Consider the following 21,369-nt stretch of genomic DNA (forward strand, 5'->3'; position numbering starts at 1 on the left):
CACTCGGGAACCTCATCGGGCGCCGCGCCCCCGCAGCACCGCTGGAAACGTAAGGGCAATCAACTTCAGGTCCGTCCATAAGGTCCAGTTCATTGCATACTCGACATCCATCTCGAGCATCACCTCGGGGCGGAGGCGACCCCGGCCGTGCACCTGGCAAACTCCAGTTATTCCGGGCTTCACAAAGTGACGTTTATGGTGCCAGTCATGGAAGTATTCGAGTTCATAAGGGATCGCCGGCCGCGGACCAACGATGCTCATTTCGCCCCGCAACACGTTGAGGAGTTGCGGCAGCTCGTCGAGGCTAGTTCTCCGCAGCAACCGCCCCACGCGCGTCACGCGAGGATCGTCTGTCAGCTTGTATGGGGCATCGGGATCGTCCGAGAGGGGTTCCTTCGCCCAAACCCGCCGGACCGCCTCGCGATGGATGGTTTCGTCGGCGTTGTGGCGGAGCGTCCGGAATTTGAAGCAGTTGAACGGCTTCTCGTCTCGCCCGATCCGGCGTTGGCGAAAGATCGCAGGGCCGGGGCTGTCGAGACGGATTGCTACCCACACCACCGTGAAGACGGGGGCCAGCGCCACGATCGCGAGAACGCTGATCGCGACATCGAGCGCCCGTTTGCCGAATTCCTGGGGGATCGCCTTCCGTCGCGTGGCTTCACGTGACAGCACCTTTCGAACCTCCCACCGACACGTTCCGCCGCCGAAACGTCAGTTGATCCTTACCGTTGCTATGGTGTTTGTGCTTGCGCCGTAGGCACGCTGATGCCGCCTCAAGCGCTTCGACAACGCGCAGCCCATGCATTCCGTCCGCGCGCGGCCGTTCTCCCGTCATCATCGCGTTGACGAAGTCGAGTATCTCGAGTTTCAACGGTTCGCTGTTGGATATCGCTGGGATACGAACGTCACCATGATGATATGCGGACTGAAAGTCGGCGTAGGAGTTGCCGTCGATCTGCGGCCTGAAGCGCTTCTGGTAAATGCGCACTTTCTCGGACGGCTGCACGTCGTCAAACACCAGCATAGCATCGCTGCCGACGATCGTGATCTGGCGTACTTTGACCGGGTCCAGCCAGGAAACATGCACATGAGCGGCCACTCCGCTCTTGAAGCCCATCTTGGCGTAAACAACGTCCTCAACGTCGGGCAGAACGTGCGCGCAACCCCAGGCGCCGATGGTTTGCACCACGTCCTCCAGGAGAAAGAAGATGATCGAGAGGTCGTGCGGCGCCAAGTCCCAAAGGACATTTGCGTCCTGTCGGTAGAGACCGAGATTCAGGCGCCGCGAATCAATGTAGTAAAGCTCGCCGAGAGAGCTGCTCTGGATCATCTGGCGCATGAAACCCACCGCTGGGTGGTACTCGAACGTGTGCCCGACCATCAGCACGCGCTTGCGCTCTTCGGCGATCGCGTTCAACTCACGGCATTGCGCGCTCGTCATGGCCAACGGCTTCTCGACGAGCGCATGCTTGCCGGCCTGGAGCACCGCACGCGCCAATTTAAAGTGCGTCTCCGCGGGGGTGGCGACGATGACCCCGTCTATAGAAGGATTGCTCAGTACCGCGCCGATATCACGCGAAACAGCGATAGAAGGATATTGTGAATGGACATATTCCAATCTGTCAGTGCGTAGATCGGCGGCCATCGACATCCTTGCGGCGCGTACATCGCAGGCGACACGGATGTGTTTCGCACCCCAGTAGCCGCAACCGATGACAGCGAGCAACGGGCCGTCTTTCGCGGTCTGAACTTCCGCGTGTTCGGCTTGGTTCGGAGTATCGAGTAAGGGAGGGACGAGTTTGGAACGCATCACTATCGAACGAGTCATGCTCCCCTCCTTAGGTTCACACTGTTTTTCGAATCAGAAATTGCAGGGGGCGTTCCATCAAAAGCGAACGCAGTAGGTGAATACCGCTTCCACGCCGTGTATGACAAACTACTACAATGCCGTTTACTACAACTGGCCTTTCTCGCCAGCCCAGTAGAGCGCACTATTGGGGGCTAACCCTAAAGTTGGCAGCGTGAAATTACCGCGTCGCAACCGGTGGCTTCTTCGCTGATCAATAAAAGACCAATAAACGGCGGGCTGAGGACTTCTAGCCTTAAGGTCATCGGCGCATGCAGGTTAAGGTGTCGGCGCTGAACGTCGGCGCCGATGGACTTGCGGCGCGAAGGTTCGTCTGGTTGAGGAGACGTTGCAGGCCGGGAAGACTGTGAGCTGGAATCATCGCGATTGAACTTGGCGGTTGCTCTCGCTTCGAGTTGACCAGGACGTAGTGCCGCAGCCCTGCGGCGTGTTCCTAAACTCCTGCGACGACGATGATCCCGATTTCCGAGCGGCGTCAAAGCCTGCATTGCGACTGGCCACACTGACAAGCGCCGCGTCATGCAAAGCCCCAACGCATCCAATCTGATCGCCTACGTAAACTCGGCGAATACGTGATGCAGACGTTGGAATGCTCGCCGCGTCAGTGGAAGTGATCGAGACGGCGCGCGAGAAGTTCACATACCGCGACTGCGAAGATAGCCAGCCGCAGGCGCTAGAGCACTCCATCAATGCCAGGAGCGGCGAAGAGCATCTGAAGATGCTACAGTTGTCGAGCACTTGATTTCTATATGCGGGAGCAGGTGGTCAACCTCTCCCGTGCACACGACCTGGCCAAAGTCTTCAACTATTCCCGAAGGGATGTCCGAGGCTTCACGCCGTTCCTTGAGGACGTGTGTGCCTGTCCACGGACCAAACGGGGCTTGCGAGGCATCGTCCTTGGACGAAAATCCCGGCTGTTCTGCGAAACTGATCGCGGCGGGCGGCGCGCCGCAGCCACGTACAGCTTGATCGTCACGGGTCAAAATGAACGGCGTCGATGCGCAAGCTGGCTGGCCGATGTCCTTGCTCGCGTCGCGGCAATCCCAGCTCATCAGCTGGGCGAGCTCCTGGCCTAGATTGGACGCCGGCATCAGCAATCTGCGGTCGAGCGGCACACCACGCGCGTCAAGGTCCATCACGTCACCACCGTCACCCAGGTCGCGAAAGAGCTCGGTGAAGACGAAGATCGGCTGCGCGAGATCTCGATTGAAATGGAGATCGAGGACGAGGTTATCAGAGTCTGGGGGCATCAGAGAAGACGGCGTCAAAGGCGTTCACCGAGTTTGGAATCGAAAACCCGATTAAGCTTATCAGGTTCTGCAAAGACAATCCCGGAACCGCTCGGGTACCGCCCTGCGGCTTACGCGGAATGAATACGGCAAACTATGTTGACGAAGAGGGTGGCACCGCCGATAGCGCTTGTGCTGGCGCATGGAGGTTAAACGACCTGAGATTTTGCGTGGTTTCGACGCGCGACCGCACGTCTGTCGCGGCTTCCGCGGACACGGGCGATACGGCATCGTATGTGCCGACGCTAGCCAACGCTTCCGGCAAAAGAACCGCAGCCGATGCCAAAACGATCCCCCCAACCACGCCCAGCGCCAGGAAAATGATCAGTTGGGGAAAAGCGGGAGAAGCTGGCGGGCTGGCAAATTGCGCAATTCGCAAGCCCGATACGCGTGCGTTCGCAAGACTCGTGTTGATCCGCTCCTCGGTGGTTCGCTTCGCATAACTCTCGGCAGCGCTCACCGCCAGCGTCAGTTCCCGGCTCAGCCGATTGTATTCCGCCTCTCTCGACGAGAGAGCGGCAAGTTCCTCGTTTATACGCTGAAGCTCTGTGCCCAAGTGTGCCTCGCGATTCTTTGCGCCCGCAAAATCCGCGTCAACCTTGAAAAGAGCAGCCATTGTGTCCTGATAGACGCGGACAAGAAGGAGCGGCGGAGCCTCGGTGAGAGATCGCTCGGCCGGGCTCGTCCTGGCACGACTTTCAGTCCTTTCAACGTTGGTTGCTCCCAAGCTACTCACAATCCCGGAGACGTATTGCGATTGGGTGACCGGCTTCAGCCTCAGTAACTGCTCGGTCAATGCTTCCTTCCGACCTTGCAGCTCCACGATGGAGCCCTGCGTTGAACTGAGGGATTGGGTAAGTTGGTCGGCACGGTTGAGAAGGAGAGTACGCTGATCGTTGATGGAATAGATCGAGACTGCAGCCGAAAAGCTCTCAAGTCTAGAGGCCGCCTTCTGAACCTCTTCCTGCAGCTGTTTTCTCTGCACGTCAAAAAATTGAAAGGCGCCCGGCACGTTGAGAAGCTCAGCCTGCTTGGCGACCAACGCGTCAGCGAGCGCATTGACGAACTCGGCCGCGATCACCGGATCGCGGTGAGGAAATGAAATCTTCAGAAGGTCGGTTTTGCCATCTGCTTGTGCGGACATGGAGCGCCGCAGCATTAAAATCAGTGTGCCGTCCCCACGTCGGGTCTGATGAGCAGGAAGCAAGCTCTCAAGACTTAATTTAGCTGCCGCTTCGCGCAAGATCGAAATCAATCGGCCACCGTTCAGTTGCATCCGGTCGAGGTCAGGAAAAAGGCGCTGAAGACCTACCTTGTTCGCCGCTTCGCGCACAACGTCTTCTGTCTCCGCAAGTCGGGCGAGCGAATTGATACCGGTAGGGTCGACGATGCTGCGGGCGTCGACGACGCTGCGGGGTTCTGAGTCCTTGACACCATTGCCAACCAGGAGCAGGGCCTCGGCGTTGTAACGCCGCCCGACAAGCTGATAGGCTGAAAGAGACGCGGCGAACACCGTCAGGAAGACGGCAAGCGCCACGACTTTGCGGCGCCGCAGTGCGGCAATCAGAAGCTTGGCAGCAAGCAGCAGCTCCACCTAAAGCTCCGCTTTCTCAACAGGACCGGCTCGTACCCGTTCGCTCTGTCTTCCCGAGGACGCCGTCTGCTGCGCTCGAGCAAGACGTCCGCGCGCGGAGCGTCTCGATGAGGTTAACACAGGACAATGCGATTTACGACGCATTAAAACTACGCGGACAAGAATCGAAAGAGGTAGACGAAAAGAGGTATCGCCCCAAACGCGTAGACAAAAACATCCGACAGCGCAGACAAAATCCACGCCGTCGTTCTGTAGCGCGGGCTGGCAGCTACCCTCCCAATGGCTCAACCTTGAAGTTCCGCAACTCATTCAAGGCCAAGGACAGCTCGGCTACCTGTTCTGTGCTCATTGGCGCGCGGCAGGCCGCCGCGCGAGTCTCCCGTTGAATTGGACGAACAAGAATGCACCCTCGGGATCGGCGCCCGGGTCTTCGAAACCGCAATTTGCTCGCGCGCGCGTCCCCACGATCGCGACGCGAGGTCTAGCCCCTTGCGCGCACCCCATGCAGCTCGGTCTCACCGCAGCCGGGAGCCAAGATCCGGAAACTACGCTCTCGATGCAGGGGCTGGTCCCCGGTACACTCTCGCCGACCCAGCGATCGGTCACAGCAGTACCCACTCCACCGCACAGTCGTTGATTGCTTCCGCTCTCAGGGAGCATCCGTATCGGCTGATGTCCCTGCTTTCCTCGCAGGCGCACGTGCGCGCCTCGACGCCAACGTGGCATAGGCGGCGAGAAGGGAACGTTTTTCGACCTCCCACTGAAATTCGCCATGGGCGCGCTCCCTGCCGTAGTTCCGCATACGCTCGCGCCCGGCCTCGTCCTCAAGCAGCGCTACGATACTTTCGCCGAGCGCCTGCGGTGTCGGCTCCGCTACGACCAGGGCGGCGCCGCCTGCATCACGCTTCGCCTGTGCCAAGTCGAACAGGACGAACGGGAGCCCGATGGCCATGTATTCAAAGACCTTGATCATCGACATGATCACGTTGCAGGCATTGGGCGGATCGGGAACGACGCCGATATCGCAAGCCGTCAGCTTGGCGGGAAGCGCATCGCCCGAAATGTAACCTGCAAATTGGACATTGTCGGCGATCCCAAGTTCACCTGTGAGCGTCCTGAGGCGGCCTGCTTCCGGGCCATCGCCGATGATCAGGCAGGCGATGTCTGTTCGATGCAGCCGCTTGACGATATGTTCCATCGCCCTGACCAGCAGGTCTACACCGTCCTGCTCGGCAATCATTCCCACATAGCCGACGAGATATCGAAAGGTCCGCCTGACTGACAGATCGGGCTTGACCTGCCTGAAGCGACCAAGATCGGGGACGCTTCTGACGATCCAGACTCTGTCTGGCCGCATCCCGCCTCGCCGCACGGCTTGCTGCTTCAGCGTAGGGTTTGTCGCGAGGCTCCCGTCGGCCGATCGAAACGTCCAGCGTTCAAGCAGCAACAGAAGACGATAGAAGAAATCCTGGCCGCCGAACTTGACCTCATAGAGTTCGGGCGCTGGATCATGCTGATCAAACAGAAATTTCTTGCCAAAGAAGAACTTGTAAAAAATCGCGATCAAAAAAATCAAGTCCGGTGGATTGCAGGCATGAAGAATATCGAATCCATGCCTGTGCGCCACCTTCAACGACAGAACGAATTGCCAAAAAAGGGCGACAGTATATTCGAGAAGATAAGTCACGGCGCCCGAACCCTCCACACCCCGTGGATGGCGGTAGATATGCACACCGTCTATCTGCTCGTATGCCTTCTCATATCCCGTCCCCTTCGGACAGATGACTGAAACGGTGTAACCAGCCTGGTGCAGCGCTGTGGCCTCGGGCCAGACCCGGGCATCGGCCGGCACCGGCAGGTTTTCGACGATGATAAGGACCCCGCCGACCGCATCACCTCCCGCAGATATGTTGGCCGACAGAACCACTGCCTTACCTCCGTCACGGGGAAACCAGGCGACGTTTCGTATAGGACTTCACAAAGAGGAGCACAATCTCGAGGTCGCGGACGATATGCGGGATGCCCAGGCCTTGCCGCCGAAGAATGATGATCGGCAATTCTTATACTGCTCCGGCGTAGCAAGCGCTCCTCAAACCGGATTAAGCCAAAGGCGCAAGGGCAATTCGACCCAGCATGATGCTATTACAATTAAGGCGATGCGAGTTCATTATCCCTGCTCGGCGCAGTGATCGTGTGGCCGCTCCTGGCACCCGCGCAGTCAGCCCGCCAGATGAGACGGATCGGTGTAGCTGATGGGCGGCTTCGACGAAAGCGATCAGGAAGCGCAGTCCAGGGTCGGCGCGATCCGGGAAGAACAGCAAAACGCGCCGGCTCCGGCAGATCCAAAGCCCAACCAGGGACGCGGAAAGCGCGTTCTTGACCTGGCGGTCGCCTGTCCCCTGCTCTTGTTATGTGCACTACCTATGATTGGATTGGCCATCCTGATCCGGCTTAGCAGCCCCGGACCGGCCATCATTCGGCAGATCCGCATAGGCCGGAACGAGCGACCGTTCACAATGTTCAAGTTCCGAACCATGTACCTCTACGCTGACGACACGCCTCTGCGGCAAATGAACATCCGAGAGCTGTTGGGCGGGCAACCAGGAACCAGCGATGGCGTCTTCAAATTGGAGGCAGACCGGCGAATTACGAACGTGGGCCGCCTTCTTCGGCGGTTCAGCTTGGATGAGCTCCCACAATTGTTCAATGTGCTTCGCGGCGACATGTCAGTGGTCGGGCCTCGGCCCTCATTGCCGTGGGAAGTTGAGCTGTTCACAGCCGAGCAACGCAAGAGGCACGACTGTCTCCCCGGCATTACAGGATTGTGGCAAGTCAATGGGCGCAACCGGCTATCGATGCCGGAAATGCTGGCACTGGACCTGGTCTATGCTCGATCACGATCGCTATGGCTCGATCTTTGGATCCTTTGCCGCACTCCTGGAGCGGTTCTATTCGATAGAACCGCCAGGTGAATCGACGAACGGCAGAGCCGGGGAATTAGCAGGGATGGGGAAGGATACCCATGCTTGAGGATATGGATGGACAGGCCGAAATGTGGCGCGCGATTGCGCATCATCCATTAAACAGTTTGTTCTCCTCGCAGCGTTGGACGGAGGCGGTAGCCCGGACGTACGGGTTCAAGGTCTCGGTATCTATGAAAGGTATTCAGAATGACGGCAAAGCAGACGGCGCCATCCTGTATTGTCAGCTCTGCGATCTCAAGGGCGAGCGGATTGTTTGCGGACCATTCTCAGACTATTGCGATCCACTAGTTAGTGATGTCGACACTTGGCACGAGCTCGTTGCCCCGTTGATTTCCTTGGGCGTTCCGATCACGCTTCGCTGTCTTAGTAACCAATTGCCCGCAAGAGATGAGCGCTTTGTGAAGGTCGGCGAAGCGGCTTGGCACAGTGTCGACCTCGCTCGGCCGGAGCTTGAAATATGGGGCGGCTTCTTGGGGGCGGCTCGTCAGAATATCAGGAAGGCTCAACGGAGCGGCATCAAGGTCCGTGCGAGCCAAGAGCTCCATGACCTTCATGTCTTCTATGAGATGCATTGTCATGTTCGAAAATCCAAATATCGTCTCCTTCCGCAGCCCTTTGCTTTTTTTGAAAATCTCCATGCTTCGTTTGCGAAACATGGTCACCTGACGGTGCTTCTTGCCGAGCTTGACGGATCCCCGGTCGCCGCCACTGTATTCCTCGAATGCAGGGACACGCTTTATTATAAGTTCAACGCTTCCCTGGAACGAGGCTTGTGTCCGAATGACCTTCTTGTCTGGGAAGGCATCAGAATTGGACAGCGCCGTGGCCTTAAGCTGCTCGACTTTGGCGCATCTGACCTCGATCAACCCGGATTGCTGCGATTCAAGCGCAAATTCGCTACAGTCGAGCGGAGAATTTTCCGGCTGCAGTTTCAGCCGGAGGGCTATCGCGATCGACGAGCCTCGGCGGTCAACAAGACTCTCGGTTCTCTTACATATTGGCTCACCGATCCCAACGTGCCAGATCCGATCACTCAGGCTGCGGGAGCCGACTTGTATGCCGTGTTCTGCTGAATGTGCAGCTTAACCGAATTGCCAGCCGCCGGCCGCGCACGCGCAACTCCTCAACTTGTTGCGGCAGCTCGTCGAGTCCTGGCCTCCGCCCCAACGCCCCACGCGCGTCACGCGAGGATCGTCTGGCAGCTTGTATGAGGGCACGGGGTCGTCCGAGAAGGGTTTCTTCGCCCAAGCCGGCCGGATCCTTGTAAAGCTCGCTGAGAGAGATGCTCTCGATCATCTAGCGCATGAAACCCACCGCCGGGTGATACTCGAACGTATGCCGACCATCAGCACACGCTTGCGCTCTTCGGCGATCCCATTCAACTCGCGGCATTGCGAGCTCGTCATAGCCAACGGCATCTCGACGAGCGCGAGCTTGCCGGCCTGGAGCACCGCCCGCCAATTTAACGTGCGTCTCCAAGGGGACAATGACCCGTCTATAGAGGGATTACTCCGTACCGCGCCAATATCGCCCGATGACGCCGAGCGGCGGGCCATCTTTCGCGATCTGAATTTGCGCGTCGTCGATAATTCGCCATGTTGGCTGCTTCTTTGACGGCTCCCCATCTTGCGTTCATTCAAGATAACGATTGGGCGCTAGAACTCTGTGCCAACCTGTGTCCCTCGATTCTTTGTTTCGTCTAATCCGCGTCAACTTTTTTGCTACGATTTAGCTCAGTGGAAGTACCTTTGATACTGAAGATGTTGAGTCCGGGAGAGGTGAGTGAAACTACGAGTGTAGAGCTGACTTTCGTAGATATTCGCAAGAACACCAGTGGCGAGCCGGCTCACTGGCCCGGAAGTGAAGCCGCAAGACGGTCATCGTGCGTTCAGTCGAAATGACCGATTTGGCCGCGCGCTGCTGAAGAAACCGGATTATCACCTACGCTCCTCTGGGGTACACAGGCGGGAGTACCCGCGCGCTTCGCTCATGGTTCTATTTGTTGGAATATTTGGCGAAGTCGTGGTGGAGTTGACCGCGATGATCGGAGCGTTATGCTTGGACGCCATTGGCTGTCGCCCGTTATTGCACTTGCCGCCTATCGGTACTCCGGTTCGGCACAGCGCCCGATCATCAATTCGGGCGAAGTGAGCACATACCTGCAACAGCGAGCACATACCTGCAACAGCGAGCACATACTTGCAGGACAATTTTGCCAAGCCGAAACCAGTCGGCATACCTGGGATGTCGGTAAACCAACCAATGTCAACGAATTCGACGCTCGACTATGCCTCTCAATCGAGGATTAAAGTTCTAACTCTAATGTTCCTTGGCATTTCCGCCGCGCTGATCGGTTGCGTGATAGCATTTCTCGGCGAGCTTGCCTGCGCTCTTCTCTATTGCTCCTTTGTATTCGCACTAATTATTTTTGCTAACTACCGGAATGGCATTTGGCTGCTCACATTACTGTTGCCATTCGCCTCGACCCACCTCGTTCCACGCGAACTTTTCGGGGTGATCGGACTGAACCCATTCAATATCTTATTTGTGCTGACGCTCTTGTCCTTGTTTGCGGCTTCCGCATTCAGGCGAGAGGACATTCGCTTCGTCAGTTTGCCAACCGCATTCTGGGTTTATGTCGCCGTCATGGGAGTTGGCGCGTATGTGGGCGCCGGTTCGGTCGAAGGCGCAAGAGTCCTTCCTCACTCTGAACCCTTGACAAAAACCACATATTTGCTTGACGCTTTTTTCAAGCCATTGATGATCCTCGCCGTGGCGTGGCTGGCGGCGGTTCTTTCCCGAAACGGCAATGGACGCTCTGTAATCTGGGCTCTAGCATCCGCTTATGTTACCTTTTTCTTCGTGATTGCCGGTTATCTGGTTATCAATGGCACCAGCCTGCAGGGCCTAGCTGCCGGCGACCGAGAATTTCTAAATTGGACAGGATTGCATGCCAACGATGTGGGCGAGCTGGCCAATATTGGGCTCGCGATCCTCCTCTTCACCGCGCTAGCCACCTCTGCACCTTGGCCGCGAGCAATACTACTGGCATGCGCCGGTGCTGCGGCAACGATGGCCGCGTTGACTTTCTCGCGCGCCGCCTTCGTGGGGATTGGCATCATATTAGGCTATTTCGTTTGGAAGCAGCGAAGCATGGGGCGGTTCTTGCTTGTGCTGTCTGCAATCGCCGCGGTTGCATTGCTATTGCCCGACGCGTTCTTTGAACGGGCATCGACCGGCTTGGCAACCGGGGACGAGCAGGCGATTACCGCTGGTCGGCTCGACCAAATCTGGCGCCCATTGATAGGTACTTTTTGGGAGGCGCCTATCATTGGTCATGGCCTCCATTCGACGCTGTGGGCGACCCCGAACCTCCGTGGTAACATGCTCCCGGTCGGCCAAGCCCATAGTGCTTATCTGGACGTCGCCCTTGACCTGGGGATACTGGGTATCGTGGTTGCGGCGGCTTTCTTCTGGTCTGTCTGGACAATGTTTAGGGATTTATCCAAGCACCACATCGATCCGCAATGGCGAGGTGTCTTTGAAGGCTGCATCGTTTGCCTGTTGTTCCTTGCAGTTCAGGGACTCACAAATGATCGATTCACGCCGACTCCCCCGCAGACTGCCCTATGGCTGTGTTACGGGCTCGCCCTCGGCCAGGCCCAGTCAACGCGTTCCAACACGAGACCGCAGCCATGAAGGTGTGTTTCGTCGGTTTCGAAAATCTTCCGGTCCTTGCCCGCGAATACAACCACCATGGCAATGGCGGGGCGCAGTTACAACAGACGTTGCTCGCGAAAGCACTCGTTGCCCGCGGATACCAGATTTCCATGGTCGTCGGGGATTACGGTCAGCCAGACGCAGCGGTCTGGCACGGCGTCACGACCTACAAGGCGTATCGTCCGGATGTGGGTCTTCCGGTATTTCGTTTTTTTTATCCCCGTTGGACCGCAACGTGGGCGGCCTTGAGGAGGGCCGATGCCGACGTTTACTACACGAGTTGTGCGGGCATGCACGTTGGCTTGGTGGCGATGTTCTGCCGCCGGCATGGACGTGGCTTCATACACCGATTGGCACACGACACCGATGCCGATCCTAAACGACTGTTCATTCGCTATACGCGAGACAAACAACTGTACAAATATGGATTGAGACACGCTCATGCTATCCTTTGCCAGCACGCGGGCCAGCAACGCGCGCTCATGAAAAATTACGAGGTGACCAGCGTGGTCGCAGACCCGCTGGTGGATCCTCCGGGTCGGCAGCTGGATCGTGAGAAGCGCGACTTGGAAATTCTTTGGGTCAGTAACCTGAGTGCCTTCAAGCGACCCGAACTCGCGGTCGAGTTGGCGCGTCACATGCCTTCACGGCATATTCACATGGTCGGTGGTCCACAACCGGGCTTTTCCGATCTGTACAACAGGATCGAGGCCGCCGCGAAGAGACTGCCGAACCTGACGTTTTACGGTCGCGTGGCTTATCACGACGTAGGTGACCTCTATGACCGCGCCAAGGTCTTCGTCAATACCTCCGCCACGGAAGGTTTTCCCAATACCTTTCTTCAGTCCTGGAGTCGCGGCATTCCGGTAATATCATTTTTTGATCCTGATGGACTTATCAGTCGCGAAGGCCTGGGTGCCTCGCTCCGGTCCATCGATGAGATGGCTTGCGTTGCGGAGCGCTTGATCACCGATGAAATGGAATGGCAAAAGGTGTCAGCGCGATGCAGGAGCTATATGAACCGGAAGCATGGCGATGACGTGGTGCTGAAGCCCTACGTCGCAGCAATCGAGGGAGTGGTTCGCCGAGCAAAAAATGACGCGCGTCGAGCAAACCGCCACAGCTGCTGAAGGAGGCCGCACAGAGGAGGCGCGCGGACGCGGCGTGAGATCGGGGATTCGCCGTAAGGCGGGATTTCTCGCGGCTGCAGGGCTGCTCGAGTATGCTCTGCAGTTGGTGGTGCCTGTCATCCTGGTCCGCTACCTGACCACGCAGGAGTTTGGGGACTACCGCCTGATGTGGCTGGTCGCCCAAACGGGGTTGATCCTCTTCCCCCTATTCCTCCCGCAGTCCCTATTCTATTTCCTGCCGCGCGCCGCTCCCGGAACCCGCCCAAAGCTCGTGGGCAATACGTTCGCAAGTCTCTTCGCTCTTGGGGGGCTCTCGATTCTGCTTTTAGAGCTGATGCCCATTGGTTCGATTGGAGGCCTACAGCGTTACTCGCCCCTCGTTCAGATTTTCGTCGGTACCTGGATATTGGCGTCGATTCTTGATGTCTTGCCGACGGCGGACGGAAAGGCTGAGTGGGGGGGCTGCGCAACGATCGGGTTTGCGATAATCAGGGCAGCGGCATTGGCAGGTGCGGCAGTCGCATCTGGCGATGTCGGGTGGCTTCTGGTGGTGATGTGGGGCCTGGCCATATTGAAGGTCGGGCTCGCGGTCTTCTATGCCCTGTTTGCCGCCCAGGAACGGGGTCTCGGTTTCGACGGCCAGTTGGTCCGCGCGCAATTGAAGTACTCGCTGCCCTTTGCGATGGCCAGCGGTTTTTTCGCTTTGCGCGCGCAGTCCGATCAATGGGTCGTGGCAGCTAACTTTTCGAGCTCGGCCTTTGCACTCATCTCGATTGCATCAGTGGTCAAACTCCTCGGAAACTTGACCCGAACGCCTCTGGGTTATGCGCTTCTGCCCAATTTCAGTTCCCTGGTGGCCGATGGCAACATTGATGGCGCCCGCAAGCTGGTATCGAAAGCGTATCTGCTGCTGGGATGCGTGCTGCCGCCACTCTACGGGTTGCTGATAGCGACCGCGGAAGACCTTGTGGAACTGATCTATACACGCGAGTATCTCGGGGCAGTTCCGCTCATGCAAATTTATTCGTTGGGAGAGATCGCAACTGTTTTCGGGGCCGGCCACCTGCTTTGGGCGCTTGGATTCGGCCGGCAGGCCGCGACTGTCGGCGCGATATCACTTTTGCTGTCAATTGCCTTGAGCATCCTTGGTCTCCAGTTATTCGGCCTTGCCGGTGCGGTTGCAGGAAGCATCGGTAGTCTCGTTCTTTGGGAGTGGTGGTCGTTGACCAAAGCCGCCAAGGCGCTCGGAACCGGCATCGCTAAATTGGTACCGATGGGTCAGACCTTGAAAGTCACCTTTGTGATCGCGGTCGGTGTGCTCGCCGCTCACATCGTCTCGTCCGAGCTAGACACATCCGTTTTTCTGCGACTCGTGGCGAAGTCTTCGGCTTATGTGACGACCGTGCTGCTTGGGTTCGTGCTCACAAAGGTCCATCTCTCCGTGATATCTGTCGTTAGCGGCGCGAGTGAAGAAGCGGCTTAGCAACACTTGAAATGCTGGCGCCAGGACACGAACTCGCCTGATCGATCTGGATCGTCTTCGGTAGCCGACTACTCGTAACCCTGCGGGGAGGCTTTTAATTAGCAATAGGTCGGACCACTCGCCGATCGGCGAGATCTTGAGCCGAAAGAATCACCTCTGATTTCTTGCTGGGCATCTGATTCGCTATGGAGGCTCTATGCCGCTCTTCTCTTGTTTCTTGCGGCTCCGCAGGCGGCCTTAAACGAAGCGCTGTGCCTGATCCACCGCCGCGGCTGCAATTCCCGTCCAGACCGATGACCAGCACAGGTGGGCGACGGGCCTTATCGTCTTTCGCGCATCCTGAAGGGATTGCAGGCGGTCCAGATGGCACCAGGGCTCGAGACGGAAGCAATCGTTGTTAGGTGGAAGAAAGCCGCCCGTCCCGACCTGTGAGGGCAAACCAAATGGCCGAGCTACTACTCGACGACGACCTCCAGCGCGAGGCCCTTGGTTAGCTCGTTTTGGCCGGAGAGGCGATAGGGCAATCAGCGTGGTCATTTCAGTATGGCCTAACATCAGAAATCGTTCTCAAGCGACTGCTCGGTTCTCGAATTGGCGAGGTGGCACTGTCGTCATCGGTGGGAGCTCAGCACGGTTAGACTGTGCCGTGGCCGAGCATGTCACTCTCGCGATCACCAATATGGATGCATCGTTCCGGATGATCCAAGAGTTGCGTGGACTGCTTGGGATTTTCCAAGCACGGGACACTTTCCTTTTTTCTCGATGGGAATCCGGGTCGGATTGATCTTCTTTTTAAGCGCTGCCGTCCCCTTGAATTTCTTCCGGGTCCAGAACTTAACGGCCGCCAACCCCAGCGGCACCCCCTCGATTGTAACCGCGAGGCTCGAATGCATCAAGGATGCCGCAAGCCGTGTGCGATCTGAGGCGACCTGCCTTATCCCGTCCACTGTTTATGCTCTTGGTGATGCCGATCGCTTGTGACTTCTCGCGTTGATAGCTGAACTCGGTTGTATCGTGCAGCACAAGAACGAGACCTTCAGTGGCGGTGGCACGATCGCGTGTCGATTGAAAATGGCCGGCCAGAATGTCCGCTTCGCTGACCCCTCATTAGAGAAGAAGCGGTAAGCTGCCTTGGTATTCGCCCAATCCTGGCAGACGAGCGGAATGCTTTGTCCCATGGCGCTTCCAATCTGCGAGAGCAGGTTGCGGGATCTGTCGCCGAGCCGCGCATCCCTAAACTCGCATCCACTACTCTCTCGATCAATCCAGCATTCACCTTCCAAGGACCGCAAACAGCCTTTTGCCGATCGATCCCTCAATGTCAGCCGCATAGAGCACCCTTCGCCAATCAGGTGCTCAGAAAGGAATCACAAGTGATTCTTTCGATTCAAGATTTCGCCGATCAGCGGATCAGCCGAGTGGTCCAGGTTATGGGATGGTAGTGAAAGCTTCACCGGACGGATACCCTGATTGCGCGCCCAGATGAGTTACTCATGGGACCTTGTGCATGACCTCGCAGCCGCCGGAGTTCGGATGTCGAAAGCGTCGGGACATCCGCGCTCCTGTGAGATCGTCAGTTCGCCTGACTGAGCCAAGGCAAGTTGCTGCGAACCTTCTTAAGGATTTTATTTGCAATGACCTCAGCCCAAGATCGCGTTCGCGCGGTGACGCCGAAATTGTTCAGCGTGCCCGATATCTCCTTGGCCAGATTGAACATCACCCGCTTCGAGTAATGATTGATGTGATCGACATAGTCATCCTCCCCGTAGATGTACTTCGAGGGCTCGATGAAGATGATGGATTTGTCATCCTTAAAGCGGTCCTTGAGCGCCTCGTTTGTCACCTTGTGCGCCTTGGCCCTACCGAGATAGTTTCCGACATTGTATTTCTCGATCTCACGCTCCGAGCCGAGAAGGATGACCAGCTTGGCGTGAGGCCTCATCCTGCTCCGGATAAACCGGACGTTGTCGATGATATCGTCGATGCCATAGTCGATCTTCGCGAAGTCCTCCGCGAAGCGGCTCAGTTGGCCCACAGTCAGATCGTAATTGCCGTTGTAGATCCGACCGTCGATATAGTCCTGCCAATTCTTCGGGTCCGTGATGTCCTTGTAATTCTGGCCGAGCGCGATCCTTAGCTTCTTGGTTCGATGCTCATAGACGCCGAAATTAAAGTCGGCGAGAAGGGAAATTACAACCACATTATATTTGCTGTCGAAGATGGCGGTGTCGAAGACCTCGTCCTCGAAGAACGGCATCACGTCGCGCAGATAGCCCAAATCGCGCTTGGTCAAGGTGCAGGAATTGACGACGTTCTGCGTCGCACACTGAATCTCGATCTGGCGCCCCTTGTCGTCCACATGCACGAGCTCGGTGTCGATGTTGTCGACGTTCATTAGCTGAACGATCGACTGCAAGTCGCAAGGTCCCTTGAACAGGACCCGAATATCGATCGCATCGCTCTGATCGCGTTCCTCCGTCGCGCCCTTTTCATGGTTGATCCAGCCGGGACGCTCGCCGCGGAGGATGGTGGCCGACACAGGACCCGCGATCTCAATGGAGGGACAGTTCAGCTCATCGTAAACGAACTGCTCGATGCCCATGCCGATCGTCCGGCATGAGAATGCGAAATGAACGAGCGCGTCGTTCTCGACCGCGAAAAATCCGACGATGCCGTAGTCACCGTACTTGTCGATGACCGTCACATACCCGCTGTCGACATCGGCTGACCTCAGAAGTCTCTGGAAATCCTCGAGCGTTTCCCTCTTCTTGGTGAAGTTTAGCTGGTTTGTCCTCATAATCAGCTCGTAGAGCCGCTTCTCGTTCCGAATCACGTCCCGGCAGATATTCACCCGGATCGCGCTATCGAATAGGAACTCCTCGTTCGAGGAATAGGCGGCCTTCTTGACGTGCTTGTCCTCGAGCTGCTGATACTGGCGCAGGCGCTCCAGCGCACTGTCATCCTTCCCGAGCCGACTCACATTGTCCCTCAGGTCAGTGATGATCGAGGGCAAGCCGGTCATCAGCCCGGAACAGTAGAACTCCGCCTCCTTCAAGTTGGAGATGTTGTCGTCGACGAACAGCACATTCTCGTAGCGGAGGCCCATGTTATCGACGATCATCTTGATTCTCTCTCCCTTTGGCGTCCAGTCGATCGAGCAGAAGACGAAATAGTCGCTCAAGCCGTGATCCGCTAACTTGCGCATCGCCGGCTCGAGATCGTTCTTCGAGCAGATCGAGTTGACGATTCCTCGCTTCGAGAGATCGATCACCAGCTTGATATTGTCCTCGATGGCGTGGACACCCTCCTCGCTGAGCGAGCCCTGCCAAAGGGTTTCATCCAAGTCCCAGATAATCAGCTTTATGTTCCGAAGGTTCACGCCAATATCTCCTGGATGGCCATGAATTGGTTGAATCTGCAGTGCGATCGCCCTTCCCCAGGAAGCAACGGTGTGGATCTTGTTTAGATCGCGATCGAGAGTGTTTCTGCCCAGCTGCAACGCACGTAGTTGGACCTTTCAGGGCATTATTTGCCGCCGTCCCCGAAAAACGGCCGCCCTTTCGCAGCCATACCGCGAGCTGCCGATCCAGAGCACCCAAGACTCTCGACCTTGGGCTTGTCTTCGCCCCGCAGAATGATAGGCGGTGGCCACACGAAAGGTTGTTGGCCTTTTGACATAGACCGTCGGCGATCAGTGCCTGCATGATGCGGCATTCGCGAAAAAAAGGGCGGACTGGGAGACTCCTATTATGGAGTAATCCAACGGACGTTCTTGCCTCGTCATCAGGGATGTGCGGAGCGCGAGTCTGTAAGAACTGGGCACCAGTTGCCCGCGGCAATTAGGGTGGAAGCGTAGCGTCAATCGGTATGAGAGAGCTTCGCCGGCTTGTGACGCAGGGAGGGCGTAGCCCGGCCGGAGTTACGAGCCCGGCGTCGGCGCAATCCAGAGGGGACCGCGCCGACTGGTGATCGCGGCTAGCCGGTTATACAAGTGGTTCTTCAGCCAAAAGGAAACACTTGCGTGCCCGGCCGACACATCAATGATCACCAGATGAAGCTCTCATAGTACTATCAGTCCGATGGCCCGCAAGTGCCCGCTGCCTAGGCGTCGCTCAGTCCATCAACCGCGTATCAGATCGAGAAGGATCCTCGCCTGCCATCGCCAGAGGAAAAATGGGCGTGGCCGTCGCCGGCCCTTTGGCCGATGCGTTTGAGACAAGGCTGGCGGAAGCCTCCGCGCCCGTGGAGGCCTAGCGATCGTGCGGGGCGATGCGCAGGAACTGCTTGCCGGCCGTCCAGATCGAACCGGCCCAAGACCTCCTCTTTGATCAGGTCGGTGCCCAAGGACCGCAGCGATGTTGTAGATCTCAGGCGCCACTTCGCGCCAGCGATGACGGGTCGGCGTGGCGACGAGCTCGTCGCGGGTCACGATCTGGTCCATCGGTAGTCCTTGTCCGCGGCCACTCCGTGGAAACCATGATCTCCCGGGTGTTGATCGCGGCAGCGGCCTCCGCGAGGGCCGACCGGCAGCTGGGTAGGTCGCGCTGTAGATGCCGCCGCCGTTGTCGTGCCGGCCGGCCTCCTGGAAACTCTCGAGGGCGCCCCACGGGTTCTTTGTCTCTTGACGGTGGCCGCCCGACGGATACGCTCTCTCAAATGCTCTTCGCGCTCATCTCACTTCTTCCTGGCTGCCAGAATCCGGCGGGTTAGTTCGGACAATTTGAGCGCGGCGCCTTCCAGACGTGCCACCTCGTCCAGTAGCGCGGCGACAATCTGGTCTTCGACCTCGTCGGTGACGGAACGGCTGCCGTCGCCGATCTTCTGCAGTAACGCCGGCGAAAGACCCGCGGCCCTCGCGAGCGGCGACTGCCAGCGCTTTTCGCCGTAAGCCAGCTTGCCGGCGGCGACAATCCGCTTGGCGCGGGCGCTGAGCTTGGTCGCGGCCATCACGCGAGCTCCATCAGGGCTGCGTCTTCGGCCGGCGCCCGCGTCGACAGCGGCTTCGCCGGCTTCGGCGTGACGAAGAATAATGTCGGTGCTCTCGGACACCGCATCCTGCCCCCGCACCGGCAATCCGGCGGCGGCATAGCGCGCGCTCCTCGTCTTGACCGCCTCCTTGCCAACTTCTCGTGCTGGCAGGGCCGGAGCACGGCCGGACCATCCGATTAGCAGAAGTTCGCGCGCCCCCGATCGCTGTTGCCCGCCGACTGTACAATGAAGGAGGACGGTTGCAAGAACACGATATGCCTCTAGGTTCGCACGTCAGGAACTCCTGTACCGCCACCAGCAGCGGATCAGTGTTGCCGATCCAATCAACATTAGTTCCGGCTTATCGAGGGTTCGCTACGGACGCCCATGACAGGCTCAATGCTTCCTCGAACTCAGATTAGGTGGGTTCGGCGCAGGCGGTCGCCGGCACGTCCAAGGCGACAACTAAGACTCTGCTGTGTCATCTCAGGCTTCATGGCCGGTGTGCTGTCCGCGCCCGCGTCCGCGAGTAGGGTCCGAGCAGGTCAAGGGCATCGCCGATCGCAATCTGCGAATATGCTAGGATCTAAGTGTTGCGCCACTCGTTGTGGCCATGACCGGCCCATGCTCAAGGACGCCCTCTTTATCGCCGGCACCTTATCCCAAAGAGTTAGCCGAGGCCGTATTTGCGAGGATTAGGGTTCGGTAAGGTTGCGACTGATCAAGATTGGCCTATCGCCATGCGGAGGAAGTGGAAGGGAGCCGCGTTCAGGACGGTGTGGGTCGCTGCAGCCGTCCTCGCGGCAACGTGGAACCTCGGCATTCTGGTGGCTCAGTCCCTCCGAGAGGAGCCCGACCGGACCACGCCGGCGAGGACAGTTGACGAGGCCAACCCGATAAAACAGCCGGCGAACGCAGCTTTTGCGGAGTTGCAAAAATCCCTGCAGCAGGAGCGCGACCGGGCAAGCAAGCTGGAACAAGACCTCGCGACCGCGCGGCGCGATGTCGAAACGCAGACCGCGCTGGCAGCCAAGGCAAGCGGCGAAGCAATCCAATTGAAGAAGACTGCGGAATCTGGCTCGCTGGATTTGCAAAAATCCCTCCGGCTGGAGCACGACCGGGCGAGCAAGCTGGAACAAGACCTCGCGACCGCACGTCGCGATGTCGAAACGCAGACCGCGCTGGCAGCCAAGGCAGGCACCGAAGCAACCCAACTGAAGAAGACCACGGAGGATTTGCGAACATCCCTGCAGGAGGAGCACGACCGGGCGAGTAAGCTGGAGCAGGACCTTGCCGCAGCGCGGCGCGATGTCGAGACGCAGACCGCGCTGGTAGCCAAGGCGGGCGAGGAAGCCGCGCAGCTGAAGCAGGTGACGGAAAAAGGCTCCGCCGAGCAGAGGCAATTGCTCCAGCAGGAGCACGATAAGGCCGAGGCTCTGGCACAGGAGCTCTCGATGGCGCGAAGCAAGATATACGCCTATGAAACTCAAGTGCCTCAGGCGAGCGATCAGGCGGCAGAGCTCAAGGACGCAACGGAACGCGGCAGGGATTTGCAAAAGTCTCTCGAGCAGGAACGTGAGCGGACGGAGGCGCTGGCGCGGGAGCTTTCCGCGACACGGCGCAACGTCGAGACGCAAACGGCCCTAGCGATCGAGGCGAACGCCGAAGCCAGCCGGGTCAAGCAGGTCGCTGAGAGCGGTTCGGCGGAACTGCGCCAATCGCTGCAACGGGAGCGTGACAAGGTGGCTCAGCTAGAGCGCGATGCCTTGGCGCGGACCAAAGAGAACGTGGTCGCGCCCTCCATCGCGGCCACCGATCGGATCGACACGCAAAGCGAGGTCGGGGCAAAGCCAGTAGCTGCCGGGCAGGTCGCCATCGCAGATGTGGGAGCGGATCCGCAGGCAGACCCTAAGAATGCTGCGGAAGTCGCGAGATTGCTGGCGCGCGCGAATGTGCTGCTCGGGCGTGGTGACATCGTTTCAGCGCGAACCGTGCTTGAGCGCGCCGCCGAAATGGGCGATGCCCTGGCAACCTTCACGCTTGCAGAAACCTATGACCCGCTCAATCTTTCCAAATGGGGAGCTTACGGCACGCGCGGCGATACAAAGAGGGCACTTGATCTCTACGCCAGGGCTCTTGCCGGCGGAATCAAGGAAGCGAAGGAGCGGTCCGATTCGCTGCGTCGATAGTCGTCCGTGAAGAGTGGCTAAGCGATTGAGCTAGAATCGCATTTTGTCGTTGTGGACTGTTTTGCGTTTGCAGGGGTTTGATGCTTCGGGCGTCGGAACCTTGCAAGTTTATTTTCAGGATTCCGTCGAATCGCCAACCATGATT

Annotated in this window: 13 protein-coding genes, 1 pseudogene and 1 other annotated feature; of the genes and pseudogenes, 7 read left to right on the forward strand and 7 right to left on the reverse strand. The window is 58.1% G+C overall.

Annotation, left to right across the window (positions count from 1 at the left end):
* Window positions 1-12 precede the first annotated feature (12 nt).
* Window positions 13-672 (reverse strand): sugar transferase, encoded by a 660-nt coding sequence (locus ACVWY3_RS20290; RefSeq protein ID WP_456840064.1) that lies wholly within the window; start codon window positions 670-672, stop codon window positions 13-15.
* Window positions 659-1,828, reverse strand: coding sequence for a Gfo/Idh/MocA family protein (locus ACVWY3_RS20295; protein ID WP_456840065.1), 1,170 nt, complete (start codon window positions 1,826-1,828; stop codon window positions 659-661). The genes ACVWY3_RS20290 and ACVWY3_RS20295 overlap by 14 nt, the downstream gene beginning before the upstream one ends.
* A gap of 712 nt (window positions 1,829-2,540) precedes the next feature.
* On the opposite strand from ACVWY3_RS20295, the pseudogene ACVWY3_RS20300 reads away from it, so the two are divergent.
* A pseudogene (locus ACVWY3_RS20300) lies at window positions 2,541-2,943 on the forward strand (transposase domain-containing protein); the annotation flags it as partial.
* Window positions 2,944-3,250: 307 nt separating this feature from the next.
* Here the strand turns inward: ACVWY3_RS20300 and ACVWY3_RS20305 are convergent.
* Both ACVWY3_RS20305 and ACVWY3_RS20310 read right to left on the reverse strand, forming a co-directional pair.
* Window positions 3,251-4,750, reverse strand: coding sequence for a GumC family protein (locus ACVWY3_RS20305; RefSeq protein WP_456840066.1), 1,500 nt, complete (start codon window positions 4,748-4,750; stop codon window positions 3,251-3,253).
* 649 nt (window positions 4,751-5,399) lie between these two features.
* On the reverse strand, window positions 5,400-6,677 hold the full coding sequence (locus ACVWY3_RS20310) for a glycosyltransferase family 4 protein (RefSeq protein WP_456840067.1): 1,278 nt from the start codon (window positions 6,675-6,677) through the stop codon (window positions 5,400-5,402).
* 325 nt (window positions 6,678-7,002) lie between these two features.
* Here ACVWY3_RS20310 and ACVWY3_RS20315 point away from each other — a divergent pair, with 325 nt between their 5' ends.
* The 5 genes from ACVWY3_RS20315 to ACVWY3_RS20335 all read left to right on the forward strand — a co-directional run bounded on the left by ACVWY3_RS20315 (window position 7,003) and on the right by ACVWY3_RS20335 (window position 14,067).
* On the forward strand, window positions 7,003-7,722 hold the full coding sequence (locus ACVWY3_RS20315; RefSeq protein ID WP_456840068.1) for a sugar transferase: 720 nt from the start codon (window positions 7,003-7,005) through the stop codon (window positions 7,720-7,722).
* A 50-nt stretch (window positions 7,723-7,772) separates the two neighbouring features.
* Window positions 7,773-8,807 carry a lipid II:glycine glycyltransferase FemX gene (locus ACVWY3_RS20320; RefSeq protein WP_456840069.1) on the forward strand — a complete coding sequence of 345 codons (1,035 nt, stop codon included), beginning with the start codon at window positions 7,773-7,775 and terminating at the stop codon, window positions 8,805-8,807.
* A 690-nt stretch (window positions 8,808-9,497) separates the two neighbouring features.
* Window positions 9,498-9,596, forward strand: a sequence feature (16S ribosomal RNA rRNA prediction is too short).
* Between the two features lie 337 nt (window positions 9,597-9,933).
* On the forward strand, window positions 9,934-11,433 hold the full coding sequence (locus ACVWY3_RS20325; RefSeq protein ID WP_456840070.1) for an O-antigen ligase family protein: 1,500 nt from the start codon (window positions 9,934-9,936) through the stop codon (window positions 11,431-11,433).
* Window positions 11,430-12,584 carry a glycosyltransferase family 4 protein gene (locus ACVWY3_RS20330; protein WP_456840071.1) on the forward strand — a complete coding sequence of 385 codons (1,155 nt, stop codon included), beginning with the start codon at window positions 11,430-11,432 and terminating at the stop codon, window positions 12,582-12,584. Before ACVWY3_RS20325 ends, ACVWY3_RS20330 begins: the two co-directional genes overlap by 4 nt.
* Window positions 12,550-14,067 (forward strand): lipopolysaccharide biosynthesis protein, encoded by a 1,518-nt coding sequence (locus tag ACVWY3_RS20335; protein ID WP_456840072.1) that lies wholly within the window; start codon window positions 12,550-12,552, stop codon window positions 14,065-14,067. The genes ACVWY3_RS20330 and ACVWY3_RS20335 overlap by 35 nt, the downstream gene beginning before the upstream one ends.
* Before the next feature lie 950 nt (window positions 14,068-15,017).
* On the opposite strand, the gene ACVWY3_RS20340 is transcribed toward ACVWY3_RS20335, so the two are convergent.
* The 3 genes from ACVWY3_RS20340 to ACVWY3_RS20350 form a co-directional block, all read right to left on the reverse strand.
* A complete protein-coding gene (locus ACVWY3_RS20340; protein ID WP_456840073.1) occupies window positions 15,018-15,398 on the reverse strand; it encodes an IS4/Tn5 family transposase DNA-binding protein in 381 nt (126 codons plus the stop codon).
* 242 nt (window positions 15,399-15,640) lie between these two features.
* Window positions 15,641-17,446: an HAD-IIIC family phosphatase gene (locus ACVWY3_RS20345; RefSeq protein WP_456840074.1), complete on the reverse strand. Its 1,806-nt coding sequence runs from the start codon at window positions 17,444-17,446 to the stop codon at window positions 15,641-15,643.
* Between the two features lie 1,295 nt (window positions 17,447-18,741).
* Entirely contained in the window at window positions 18,742-19,116 is a 375-nt protein-coding gene (locus ACVWY3_RS20350) for a hypothetical protein (RefSeq protein WP_456840075.1), read from the reverse strand.
* 659 nt (window positions 19,117-19,775) lie between these two features.
* Here ACVWY3_RS20350 and ACVWY3_RS20355 point away from each other — a divergent pair.
* Window positions 19,776-21,224, forward strand: a complete 1,449-nt coding sequence (locus ACVWY3_RS20355) for a hypothetical protein (protein WP_456840076.1) — start codon at window positions 19,776-19,778, stop codon at window positions 21,222-21,224.
* The last annotated feature ends 145 nt before the right edge of the window (window positions 21,225-21,369 follow it).

The organism is Bradyrhizobium sp. USDA 4486 (assembly GCF_054057995.1).